The 12,371-nt window shown below is 60.0% G+C and carries 11 protein-coding genes and 1 riboswitch; of the genes, 6 read left to right on the top strand and 5 right to left on the bottom strand.

Features of this window, described 5'->3' with window-relative positions; all coding sequences use genetic code 11:
* The coding region (locus Q0P52_RS17950) for a tRNA-dihydrouridine synthase (protein WP_366062682.1) at positions 1-1,091 on the top strand (1,091 nt) is incomplete at its 5' end.
* Positions 1,092-1,394: 303 nt separating this feature from the next.
* Here the strand turns inward: Q0P52_RS17950 and Q0P52_RS17955 are convergent.
* From Q0P52_RS17955 to umuD, 3 genes are read right to left on the bottom strand one after another with little or no spacing between them, the layout of a single operon-like run.
* Positions 1,395-2,369, bottom strand: a complete 975-nt coding sequence (locus Q0P52_RS17955) for a hypothetical protein (protein ID WP_293765835.1) — start codon at positions 2,367-2,369, stop codon at positions 1,395-1,397.
* A 35-nt stretch (positions 2,370-2,404) separates the two neighbouring features.
* Entirely contained in the window at positions 2,405-2,551 is a 147-nt protein-coding gene (locus Q0P52_RS17960; RefSeq protein ID WP_293765836.1) for a hypothetical protein, read from the bottom strand.
* Between the two features lie 11 nt (positions 2,552-2,562).
* A complete protein-coding gene (gene umuD / locus Q0P52_RS17965) occupies positions 2,563-3,045 on the bottom strand; it encodes a translesion error-prone DNA polymerase V autoproteolytic subunit (protein ID WP_293813789.1) in 483 nt (160 codons plus the stop codon).
* Positions 3,046-3,378: 333 nt separating this feature from the next.
* A riboswitch (yybP-ykoY riboswitch) is annotated at positions 3,379-3,552 on the top strand.
* A 14-nt stretch (positions 3,553-3,566) separates the two neighbouring features.
* Between umuD and Q0P52_RS17970 the strand changes: the two genes are divergently transcribed.
* From Q0P52_RS17970 to narI, 5 genes are all read left to right on the top strand, one after another.
* Entirely contained in the window at positions 3,567-4,154 is a 588-nt protein-coding gene (locus Q0P52_RS17970; protein WP_293765838.1) for a TMEM165/GDT1 family protein, read from the top strand.
* Between the two features lie 386 nt (positions 4,155-4,540).
* On the top strand, positions 4,541-8,224 hold the full coding sequence (locus Q0P52_RS17975; protein ID WP_293765839.1) for a nitrate reductase subunit alpha: 3,684 nt from the start codon (positions 4,541-4,543) through the stop codon (positions 8,222-8,224).
* Between the two features lie 65 nt (positions 8,225-8,289).
* Complete coding sequence (gene narH, locus Q0P52_RS17980; protein ID WP_293765840.1) at positions 8,290-9,840, top strand: nitrate reductase subunit beta; 1,551 nt, start codon at positions 8,290-8,292, stop codon at positions 9,838-9,840.
* Between the two features lie 18 nt (positions 9,841-9,858).
* Positions 9,859-10,500: a nitrate reductase molybdenum cofactor assembly chaperone gene (gene narJ / locus Q0P52_RS17985; protein WP_293765841.1), complete on the top strand. Its 642-nt coding sequence runs from the start codon at positions 9,859-9,861 to the stop codon at positions 10,498-10,500.
* 57 nt (positions 10,501-10,557) lie between these two features.
* Positions 10,558-11,244, top strand: a complete 687-nt coding sequence (narI, locus tag Q0P52_RS17990; protein ID WP_293765842.1) for a respiratory nitrate reductase subunit gamma — start codon at positions 10,558-10,560, stop codon at positions 11,242-11,244.
* 69 nt (positions 11,245-11,313) lie between these two features.
* Here narI and Q0P52_RS17995 read toward each other — a convergent pair whose 3' ends face one another.
* Together Q0P52_RS17995 and Q0P52_RS18000 are read right to left on the bottom strand one after the other, a co-directional pair.
* The gene (locus Q0P52_RS17995; RefSeq protein ID WP_293765843.1) at positions 11,314-11,679 is read right to left on the bottom strand and encodes a hypothetical protein; all 366 of its coding nucleotides are present in this window, start codon (positions 11,677-11,679) and stop codon (positions 11,314-11,316) included.
* Between the two features lie 67 nt (positions 11,680-11,746).
* Complete coding sequence (locus Q0P52_RS18000) at positions 11,747-12,364, bottom strand: DUF4166 domain-containing protein (protein ID WP_293813790.1); 618 nt, start codon at positions 12,362-12,364, stop codon at positions 11,747-11,749.
* Positions 12,365-12,371: the final 7 nt, after the last annotated feature.

A 12,371-nucleotide genomic window follows, 5' to 3' on the forward strand; every position in this document is an offset into this window, starting at 1 on the left:
GTGCATTGTGTTTGCCGGGTGGCCACGCGCCTGCCTTCGGCAAACCTCCCGCCCTTGTGTGCATTTGCACAAATGAGAACCGTCTTGTAAAACCGTTCTCATTTGATGAGATGTGGTGTGAAGCGCCCCCTGGTGAATATATGACCTTGATGCTGGCCCCGATGGAAGGCTTGGTGGACCCGATCATGCGGGATGTGCTGACCCGCATTGGCGGCATTGACCTGTGCGTTACCGAATTCGTTCGCGTAACTAATGTTTTATTGCCCGTTAAAACCTTTCATCGCTTGTCGCCAGAATTGCGTCACGATGGGAAAACCCGAGCGGGGGTTCCGGTAAGAGTGCAGTTGCTCGGATCAGATCCAGCGTGCCTGGCGCAGAATGCCGCCAGAGCGGCAGAATTGGGAGCTCCTGCCGTGGATCTAAACTTTGGTTGCCCCGCGCCAACAGTAAATCGTCATCGTGGCGGCGCCGTATTGCTGGATGAGCCGGAGTTGCTGCACGCCATTGTTGCTGCTGTCAGAGCGGCTGTGCCGGAGCGCGTGCCTGTGACTGCCAAAATGCGCCTGGGTTATGCGGACAAGTCCAAAGCTCTTGAGTGTGCGGCTGCACTGGCTTCTGCAGGCGCTGCGGAGTTGGTGGTGCATGCAAGAACCAAGGTGGAAGGGTATAGGCCGCCTGCGCATTGGGAGTGGATTGACCGCATCCGTGAGCATGTTCAAGTGCCTGTGATTGCGAATGGAGAAGTGTGGTCACTGGATGATTATGCCCAGATTCGGGCAAAAAGCGGCTGCGATCATGTGATGATTGGCCGGGGTCTGATTGCATCCCCGGATCTGGCAAGTCGTATTGGCTCCGGGCGAGGCGAGGAGCCGATGCCTTGGTCCGAGCTGCTGCCATGGTTGCAGGATTTCCTTGAGCAGTGCATCGCTCATGCTGGCGGTGATTCGCGCTACCCGGTGGCCAGACTGAAGCAATGGCTTGGGCAATTGAAGAGAACTTATCCGGAGGCCGGAATTTTCTTTGACCAGATACGCCGACTGACGGATGCGGAATCCATCCTTGGTCATCTGCGATTGGCTATCGGTAAGTAAATTTACCCATAGAAAATCAAGGGGTAACGAGATAGCATATCGCTGTGCCTGACTCTTGGTATGGAGGCAGGTACTGTAAGGCCGGCTGCCCTCAGCGCCGGTCGTTACACTTCCCCGATACCCTGTTGGTCCCTCCCCATTGCGGGAGGGCTTTTTTTTGCCTCTTTTCTGATGACCAGAAAAACGGCTTTGATCTTCAGAGTGATGATCTTGCGGTCAGCATAGCGGCGTGCTCTTCATTCTTTTGTCCAAGCACCCTTCATTTCCTTTTTCCGGCGGCCTCGCCGTTCCTGCCCTGGCGCGTTAACCGTTATTGATAAGAGCTTGGTAGAGTTGCAGCCCTTTTTGCTGGGCGGAGGTCAGGGCGCTGCCTGACGAGGTCGAGTTGTCACTGTTCAATGCCTCGGGCGCATTGTTGGTAATCCAGCTCATTGCCGAGCTCAGATTATTCATCTGCCAAGGTATTTCGTTGGCGTTGGTAGTATAAAACGTGGCGGACTGATTGGCCGCGGCGCCCATTTTATTCAGCACATCCACAACATTGGCCTTGTTGCTGTCCAGGCTTTGCGCAAGGATGGCGGCATTTACCTGCAGCAGACCATTGTTGTCCTGAGAAATGCCCAAAGAGGCGAGCGAGGCGAAGCTGCCCAGCGTTGAACCGTAGGTGGGCGAGGTTACGTCCCGGCTGATGGCGAAACTGGCTTGCGTCGCCCGGTCGCTGTTGGCCAGAGCGCCATTGCTGCCAAGGCTGGTCTGTATGCTTTGCTGGAACTGGTTGAAGCTATTGATGAAGGACTTGACGGCGCTTTGTATCTCGGCGGTTGAGGCGTTGTTGTCCAATGTGGCCATGCTTTGGGTTGCGGGAAGAATGTCGTTTTGTATCGATGTGCTTAACTGATTCAGCGCGTTGAGCTGATTGGTAAAACCGGTGTAGGCGGAATTCAGAAAGGCCAGCGTCGAGGAGCTGCCTGCAATCCAATTATCCAGGCTGTTGCCGCTGGTACCGGTGTTGCTTGCATTGCCGGACAGGATGTTGGCGACTTGCGCCTGGGTATCGGCCGGGTTTTGCGACAGTACGGCGAGCAGAGAGTCGAATGAGCCGTTGTCACTACTGTTGTCTGTGTTCAGCAGCAGTTGCAACAGATCGGGGTTTAGGGTGGTGCCTGTTACGCTGGACATGTCTCTCTCCCGGGTGGTGAGCTTTGTTTCTAAGCTTAGCAAAAGAAGGGTGTCCATGGCGCAGACAATGAAAAAGCCGGCTTTGGCCGGCTTTTTCATGCTCAGGGGCGACAGGATTGAACCTGACGACAGGCTCAGACGAATTCCACCGGCACGAAATAGCTGCGATTGGTGCGGGAGACCAGTACCTGCGGTTTGCCTTCCACGACGGTGCGAAAAGCGCGCGGCAGGCGACGCCAGTCCATGAATTTCATTTTGATGAGTGCATCTTCGAGCATCATGTGATTCTCCTTCACTCTACGGAATGGATTACCTTGGTCACGACACCCCAGATAAACAGGGCGGCTTCCTCGGGTACTTCAATCGGTTTGTAGGCCGGGTTTTCCGGCATCAGCCACAGGCCTTCGCTGGTGCGTTCCAGTCGCTTTACCGTCAATTCTCCGTTAAGCACGGCCACCACCACCTTGCCGTTGCGGGCAGGTAGCGAGCGGTCGACGATAAGCATGTCGCCATCGTGAATGCCGGCATTGATCATCGAGTCACCTTTTACCGTCACCATGAAGGTGGTTTCCGGTTTCAGGATGAGGCTGTCGTTCAGATCAATGTCCGCTTCTTTCAGATCGTCCGCGGCGACTGGCGAGCCGGCTGGTACGCGGCTGGCGAACAGCGGCAGGGAGACGTGGCTGAGCGTTTCGGCCAACATGCGGATGTCGCTGGCTTCCGACTCTTTTACCGAGCGTAGTTGCCGGTATTCCCCCAGCCAATTTTCAATCACGGGCTTGAGCGGTTCCGGTACGCGCATGGCGACGGTTTTGTCGCCGCCAAATGTAGACTTGCGCCCCGCGCCAGCCCGTTTGCCTCCTTGTCCCATGCTTGCATCCCATTCGCTGTTTCGTTGCGGTGATTCTGTACAAATTCAAATGCGCGAGCAAGAGTTTATTGAATTTTCTGGTTTTGGCTGTGGCATTTGCCGCAAAAGCGTTGAGCTGATTCTTTGTAACTATTTGAAAATATTGGATTGCTGCTCGCTTGTGAAAGCGGGTGGGACGCGATGTGTCGCTGGGGGGAGTGGTCGTGCTGGCCTGGGGGGCGGTTTCTGGGTAGAATGCGCGCTGTCATCAGGGAGTAGCCGCCCTCCGAAAGCGAGAGGGACGCGCGTCAACAGACTTGCCCGTTCGGGCATGGCGCGCGTGGTTGGAAAACTTGGCGAGACTGCTGACTGCGCTGCCTCCGTTTATGGCCGGGGATGCCGCGCGGTCATCAGTTGTCACCGAATCCGGCCATGGAGAACTTTCGATGCAGTCTTTTCTGGTATCCACCGGCGTCGTGGCTTTGGCCGAAATCGGCGACAAAACCCAGCTTCTCTCTCTTATTCTAGCTGCACGCTATCGCAAGCCGTTGCCCATCATTCTTGGCATTTTCGTCGCGACCATGGTGAACCATGCCGGCGCTGGCGGCGTGGGAGCCTGGTTGTCTTCTGCATTGTCGACGAATGTGCTCAACTGGGTTGTTGTGGCGTCGTTTGTGCTGATGGCGGGCTGGATTTTGATTCCAGACAAACTGGACGAAGGCGAGATTGCCATGCCCAAGCGGCAGATGGGTGTGTTCGCCACCACGGTGTTTGCTTTCTTCCTGGCCGAGATGGGCGACAAGACGCAAGTTGTAACCATTGCCCTGGCGGCGCGTTATCACGAGTTTTTCATGGTGGTGGCGGGCACGACGCTGGGCATGATGCTGGCCAACGTGCCGGTGATCTATCTGGGCAGCAAGTTTGCCGACCGCCTGCCGACCAAGGCTGTGCATGTGGTTGCCTCTTTGATTTTTGTGGTGCTGGGTGCTTTGGCGCTGATGAATGCGCTGAACGGTTCGTCAATGCTGGGTTAATGCCCGCTGTCAAAACCCCAGTTCCTGCGTTGCGCCTCCTTGCTGTACTGCGGGCCCTGCCTGTGTCGGCGCGCCTAGGCTCAGGGCCTCTGGTGGATTTGTCGGCGGCTTTGAGCCTCCTTGGTTGTCATTCTGTCGCATCCCTGTCAAAGCCCGCCTTGAGCGGGCTTTTTGTTTGCGCCTAGTTCTTTGGGAGTAGGGGCGGCTTCCAATCGGCCGAGCGCGGCTACTGCCAACGCGCCGGCTTCGGCCAACCTTCGGCGAATATCGGGCTGGACGGCTCGGGCATAAGCTTTCCAGCATGACAAACGGTCTGCCGCAAGCGTTGCCTTATTCTCCGGCGCGGCTTGCGGCCTTCGTCTGCAGACCCCGATACCGGAGGCAAAATGAGCCACTTCCTCGACAGATTGAATTTCCTCGGCAAGGTCCGGAGCACCTTTTCCGATGGCCACGGCGCTGTGGTCAATGAAGACCGCCAGTGGGAAAACGCCTATCGCCAGCGCTGGCAGCACGACAAGATCGTGCGCTCGACCCACGGCGTGAATTGCACCGGCTCCTGTAGCTGGAAGGTGTACGTGAAAAACGGCCTGATCACCTGGGAAACCCAGCAGACCGATTACCCGCGCACCCGCCCCGATCTGCCCAACCACGAACCGCGCGGCTGTCCGCGCGGTGCGTCTTATAGCTGGTATGTGTATTCCGCCCAACGCGTGAAATATCCGATGATTCGCGGCCGGCTGGCCAAGCTGTGGCGCGAGGCCCGCAAGAGCATGGGCCCGGTCGAGGCTTGGGAGCACATCAGCCAGAATCCGGAAACCGCGCGCCAGTACAAGAGCAAGCGCGGGCAGGGCGGCTTTGTGCGCGCCAACTGGGACGAGGCCAATGAGATTATCGCCGCGGCCAATGCCTACACCATCAAGGAGTTCGGCCCCGACCGCGTGGTGGGTTTCTCGCCGATTCCTGCCATGTCCATGGTGTCTTACGCCGCCGGCAGCCGTTATCTGAGCCTGATTGGCGGCGTGCCGCTGTCCTTCTACGACTGGTATTGCGATTTGCCGCCGGCCAGCCCGCAGATTTGGGGCGAGCAGACCGACGTGGCCGAATCGGCCGACTGGTACAACTCCACTTACCTGATGGTGTGGGGTTCCAATATTCCGATGACCCGTACCCCGGACGCCCACTTCTATACCGAAGTGCGTTACAAGGGCACCAAGACGGTGGCGGTATCGAGCGACTTTGGCGAAATGGCCAAGTTCGGCGATATTTGGCTGGCGCCCAAGCAAGGCACCGACGCCGCGCTGGCCATGGCCATGGGTCATGTGATCTTCAAGGAATTCCACCTCGACAACCCGTCGGCCTACTTCACCGACTACATTCGGCGCTACACCGACATGCCGATGCTGGTAACGCTGCGCCAGGACGGCGAGCGCTGGGTGCCGGATTACTTCCTGCGCGCCAGTCATCTGACTGGCAATCTGGGCGAGGACAATAACCCTGACTGGAAGACGCTGGTGATGGACGAGAGCAGCGGCGACTTGGTGGCACCCAATGGGTCCATCGGTTTCCGTTGGGGCCAGAGCGGCAAGTGGAACCTGGAGCACAAAAACGGCGGCGATGGTCGCGACATCCAGGCGCGTCTGAGCTTGAAGGAGGAGGCGGACGAGATTGTCGGCGTGGGCTTCCCTTACTTTGGAGCGGAGCACGACGAACTATTGACCCGCAATGTGCCGGCGCGTCGCATCGAACTGGCTGACGGCAGCAGCGCGCTGGTGGCCACGGTGTTTGACCTGATGGCGGCTAACTACGGCATCGACCGCGGCCTGGGCGGCGGCAATGTGGCTTCCAGCTATATGGACGACGTGCCGTATACGCCAGCCTGGCAGCAAAAGCACACCGGCGTGAAGCCGGAGATGGTGATTCAGGTGGCGCGCGAGTTCGCCGACAACGCCGACAAGACGCAGGGCAAGTCGATGGTGATCGTCGGCGCGGCGCTGAATCACTGGTATCACATGGACATGAGCTACCGCGGCATCATCAATATGCTGATGATGTGCGGCTGTATCGGTCAGAGCGGCGGTGGCTGGTGCCACTACGTGGGTCAGGAGAAACTGCGTCCGCAAACCGGTTGGGCGCCGCTGGCCTTCGCCGGCGACTGGGTGCGCCCGGCGCGCCAGATGAACGGCACCAGCTTCTTCTACGCCCATACCAGCCAGTGGCGCCATGAAAAGCTGGGTGTGAACGAGATTCTCTGCCCGACGGCGGATGGTCGCATGGCTGGCATGTCACTGATCGACTACAACGCCAAGGCCGAGCGCATGGGCTGGCTGCCCTCCGCGCCGCAACTGACCACCAACCCGCTGGAAGTGACAAGGTTGGCCGAAGCCGAGGGCAAGGACCCGGTGGCCTGGGCGGTGGAGAGCCTCAAGTCCGGCAAGCTGGACATGAGCTGCAACGACCCGGACAACCCGAAGAACTTCCCGCGCAACATGTTTGTGTGGCGCTCCAACATCCTGGGCAGCTCGGGCAAGGGGCACGAGTATTTCCTCAAGTACCTGCTGGGCACGCAAAACGCGGTGATGGGCTTGGAAGACGACTGCATCAAGCCGACGGAAGTGACCGTGCGTCCGGCTGCCGAAGGCAAGCTCGACCTGTTGGTGGTGCTGGACTTCCGCATGTCCACAACCTGCCTCTATGGCGACATCGTGCTGCCTACCGCCACCTGGTACGAAAAGGACGACCTCAACACTTCGGACATGCATCCCTTCATCCACCCCCTCTCCGAGGCGGTGCAGCCGCTGTGGCAGGCCCGCAGCGACTGGGAAATCTATAAGGGCTTCGCCCAGAAGATTTCCGAGCTGGGCAAGGACTATCTGGGCGTGCGCAAGGACCTGGTGCTGACCCCGCTGATGCACGACACCCCGCAAGAGCTGGGTCAGCCTTTCGATCCGCGCGACTGGAAAAAGGGCGAGTGCGAGCCGGTGCCGGGCAAGACCATGCCGGCCATGACGGTGGTGGAGCGCGATTACGCCGCCGTCTACGACAAGTTCACCTCCATCGGCCCCTTGCTGGAGAAAGTGGGCAATGGCGGCAAGGGCATCGCCTGGAAAACCGGCCATGAAGTGGACCTGCTGCGCGGCATCAACCAGACGGTCAAGGCCGGTATCGGCAAGGGTCAGCCCAAGCTGAACACCGCCATCGACGCCGCTGAGATGATTCTGACCCTGGCGCCGGAAACCAACGGTCATGTGGCCGTGAAGGCCTGGGAGGCGCTGTCCAGAGTGACGGGCCGCGACCATACCCATCTGGCCCGCCCGCGCGAGCATGATTCCATCCGCTTCCGCGACGTGCAGGCGCAGCCGCGCAAGATCATTTCCTCGCCTACCTGGTCTGGCCTCGAGAGCGAAGAAGTGAGCTACAACGCTGGCTACACCAATGTGCACGAGCTGATTCCCTGGCGCACCATCACCGGCCGTCAGCAGTTTTATCAGGATCACCAGTGGATGCGCGCCTTCGGCGAAGGTCTGTGCGTGTACAAGCCGCATGTGGATCTGAAAACCACCGAAGCCATCCTCGGCCGGAAGTCCAACGGCCACCACGAACTGGTGCTCAACTTCATCACGCCGCACCAGAAATGGGGCATTCACAGCACGTATTCGGACAACCTGCGCATGCTCACCCTCAGTCGCGGCGGCCCGCACGTGTGGCTGTCCGAAACCGACGCCAAGAAGGCCGGCATCGAGGACAACGACTGGATTGAAGTGTTCAACGTCAACGGCACGCTGACCGCCCGCGCCGTGGTATCGCAGCGGGTGCCTGAAGGCATGACCCTGATGTACCACGCGCAGGAGAAGATTGTGAACGTGCCCGGCGCCGAAACCAGCGGCAAGCGCGGCGGCATCCACAACTCGGTAACCCGCGCCGTGACCAAGCCCACGCACATGATTGGCGGCTACGCCCAGCAATCGTGGGGCTTCAATTACTACGGCACGGTGGGCGCCAACCGCGACGAGTTCGTGATCGTGCGCAAGATGAAGAACGTTGACTGGCTGGACAAGCCTCTGACTGAGTGAGGGAAGAGGGCGGGAGGCTCGTGGGCCGCCCGCTTCACCCTCTCCCTTCACCCAAGGAGAGAAACATGAAAATCCGCGCCCAAATCGGCATGGTGCTCAATCTGGACAAGTGCATTGGTTGCCATACCTGCTCTGTCACCTGCAAGAACGTCTGGACCAGTCGCGACGGTATCGAATACGCCTGGTTCAACAATGTGGAAAGCAAACCCGGCATCGGTTACCCGAAGGACTGGGAAAATCAGGAAAAATGGCAGGGCGGCTGGGTCCGCAAGCCCAACGGCAAGCTGGAACCGCGCCAGGGCGGCAAGATGCGCATTCTCGCCAACATCTTCGCCAACCCGAACCTGCCGGCCATCGACGACTACTACGAGCCGTTCACTTTCGATTATGAACACCTGCAAAACGCGCCGGAAATGCAGACGCCGCCCACCGCGCGCCCGGTATCGGTGCTGACCGGCAAGAAGATGGACAAGATCGAATGGGGACCGAACTGGGAGGACGACCTTGGCGGCGAGTTTTCCAAGCGCGCCAAGGACGCCTTGTTCGAAGGCATCCAGAAGGATATGTACTCGGCTTTTGAAAACACTTTCCTGATGTACCTGCCGCGTTTGTGCGAGCACTGCCTCAACCCGGCTTGCGTGGCGTCCTGTCCTTCCGGCTCCATTTATAAGCGGGAAGACGACGGCATCGTGCTGATCGATCAGGACAAGTGCCGCGGCTGGCGCATGTGCGTGTCCGGCTGCCCGTACAAGAAGATTTATTACAACTGGACCACCGGCAAGGCGGAGAAGTGCATCTTCTGCTACCCGCGCATTGAAGCCGGCCAGCCTACCGTCTGCTCGGAAACCTGCGTCGGCCGCATCCGTTATCTGGGCGTGCTGCTGTACGACGCGGACCGCATCGAAGCCGCCGCCAGCGTGGAAGACCCCAAGAGCCTGTACGAGGCGCAACTGGGCGTGTTCCTGGATCCGCATGCGCCGGAGGTGTTGGCCGAAGCCCGCAAGCAGGGCATTCCGGAAGCCTGGCTGACCGCCGCGCAGAATTCGCCGGTGTACAAGATGGCCATGGAATGGAAAGTGGCGTTCCCGCTGCATCCGGAATACCGCACCCTGCCGATGGTGTGGTACATCCCGCCGCTGTCGCCCATCCAGTCGGCCATGGAAAACGGCCTGATTGGTGAAAACGGCATCATTCCGGACGTGAAAGACCTGCGCATCCCTATCCGCTATCTGGCCAACCTGCTGACCGCTGGCAAGGAAGAGCCGGTGCTCAAGGCGCTGGAAACCATGGTGGCCATGCGGCGCTACATGCGCAAGAAGAGCGTGGAAAAGGTGGTGGACGAGACCACGCTCAAGGGAACGCACCTCAAGGCCGAGCAAGTGGAAGAGATGTACCAGATCATGGCCATCGCCAATTACGAAGACCGTTTCGTGATTCCGTCCAGCCACAAGGAAATGGTGGAAAACACCTTCGACGACAAAGCGTCCTGCGGCTTCAGCTTCGGCAACGGCTGCTCGGACGGCGTGTCCGAGCCCAGCCTGTTCGGCAAGAAGAAGGCCACCCCCATCGTGTTCCACGACCTGCGGCGCGACCGCAAGGCCAACGCCGGCCAGTAAGCCCGAGAAGGAGCAATCATGTCACTCTACAAAGCCCTGTCCGTGCTGCTGTGCTACCCGGAGCCGGAGCTGATCGACGCCATCGACGATGTGCGGGACCTGCTGGCGGACAGCCCCACGGCGGCCGCCATGCTGGAGCCTTTGCTGCTGACGCTGGAAGGCGGCGACCTCATCAGCCTGCAAGAACGTTATGTGCAGACCTTCGACCGCAACCCTTCCCAGTCGCTGCACCTGTTCGAGCACATCCACGGCGAAGACCGCTCGCGCGGTCAGGCCATGGTGGACCTGATCGAGGAGTATCGCCGTCACGATTTCGAACCGGTGACGCACGAACTGCCGGACTATGTGCCGCTGTTTCTGGAGTTCCTGTCCATTTGCGAACCCGGTGAAGCGGGCCGCTTGCTGGGCGACGCCATTCACGTGCTGGCCCATGTGGGCCAGAAACTGCGCGAGAGCCTGTCGCCCTATGCCGGGGTGATGGATGTGCTGGTGTGGTTGTCGCCGGTGGCACCGGAGCCCTTGTCCGTGCCGCCGGTGCGCGATATGGACGAGATGCTGGAAACCTTTGGCCCCGGCGCCGACGGCGTCGAGCCGCTGCTCAAGCCCGCCATGCCGGCCATCGCTCCCGTCAACTTCTACCCGTCCCGGCCGCGTGCCTGACCGACACCCGACCTTCGGCCAACCTTGCGGCGGCCGGAGCGGGGAAGGAGAGAAACCATGAGTTACCTGCATCAATTCGTTTTCGGGATTTATCCCTATATCGCCCTCAGCATTTTCTTGCTGGGCAGCCTGATCCGCTTCGAGCGCGAGCAGTACAGCTGGAAGAGCGAATCTTCGCAGCTGGTGTACCGCGGCAATCTGCGGCTGGGCAACATCCTGTTTCATATTGGCGTGCTGGGCCTGTTCTTTGGCCATCTGGTGGGCCTGCTCACGCCGGTGGCGGTGTGGGACGCGCTGGGTGTGAGTCACAGCTTCAAGCAGGTGTTCGCCATGAGCGCGGGCGGTGTGATGGGCAGCTTGGCGCTGATCGGCCTGCTCATCCTGTTGCATCGTCGTCTGAGCAACGACAGGCTGGCGGCTAACACCACCTGGCGCGACAAACTGGTGTTGCTGTGGATTCTGGCTACGCTGTTGCTGGGCCTGTCCACCATCTTCGTGTCCGCCCAGCATCTGGACGGCCATGAAATGGTGCTGCTGATGAGCTGGGCGCAGCATGTGGTCACCTTCCGCGGCGATGCGGCGCAATTCATCGTCGAGGCGTCCTGGGTATTCAAGCTGCACCTCTTTATGGGCATGAGCCTGTTCGTGATTTTCCCCTTCACGCGGCTGGTGCATGTGTGGAGCGGCTTCGGCGCCGCAGCCTACCTTGGCCGCGCCTGGCAGTTGGTACGCCCGCGCGCCTGAGGCTGATTGGCTTGCTCAAGCAGAACACCCCCCGTAATGCGGGGGGTGTTTTTTGCGCTTTCGTGGCGGCTACCCGCCGCGCCGCTTGAGCAGCGCAGCGCACAGGCATTGCCATTCCTCGCGGAAATAGCAACGGCAACAGAGAGTCAGCACCTGCTGACGCAGGCGGGCAAGGTGGGAGCGGCGGCTGCGCGTTTGCATGGCGGTGATGCCCGTGCTCAGGGATTCTGCGTCGAAGCCGCTCCATACCGGAGGCACCGGCGTCAGCAGATTGCTGCCGCAGTAGGGCGCTACCTCCTGAAACAGTATTTCTTCAATCAGCGCTTCCGGCAGGCCATCCAAGGCAGCGGCGATGTCGTCGTAGTCGATGTCATTGTCGACGAAAAGCCCGGACAGGGCTTCCCATGCTTGGGGTCGGTTTGCGGCAGCGGTCATGAGGGCAGATCCTTGGTATCCGCAGCGCCAGCGCCTCGTTTGGCCGCGGGGCTGGTGCGAGTTAGCGTTAATGGCTTCCGGCGGCGTCAGGCATGACGGTATTGTCCTTGCCGCTTGTGCCGGCGGCAAGGCGGGTATGGAAGACGCCCGAGTAACGGTAGATTTGTCCGAACAGCGGATGGGTGAGGCGGAAATCCATAGCGAAGCTGTCCGTGCCCCGCGCGGTTTCCTCGATGGTGGTGTGGCCCAGCACCAGGCATTCCGGCAGCGTGAGGCGGAGCCGCCCAAGTCGCAGCACATAGCAACAGCCGGCGTAGTGCAGGCGTCCTTCTCGCACTGTTGGCCGCATGCGCAGCGCGAGAAAGCGGTTGACGTACTCTTCCACCTCGCCGCTTGCCAGCGGCAGCCACTGGCTGTTGAAGGTTTTGACCACGCCGTTGGGCAGGGCGATGCGGCGTTGCCAGTATTGCCGGCCATCGCGCATTTCCTTGCGCACCTCGGTGGCGAGCCCGCGCCCTCGTTGATTGACGAGCGCGCCCAGTGCGTAGAGCAGGCTCAGCGGTGTTTGCATCCACACTGGGTAGTCGATATCCAGATGACCATGGTCGATGCAGGCTTCGCCGGCGTAGTGGGCTTGCAGGGCGGGCGGCAGTTTTGCCCAGTCCTCCGCCAGTGCGATTTGCATGGGACTT

Source organism: uncultured Aquitalea sp., assembly GCF_945957525.1.
In the GTDB taxonomy this organism is placed as follows: domain Bacteria; phylum Pseudomonadota; class Gammaproteobacteria; order Burkholderiales; family Chromobacteriaceae; genus Aquitalea.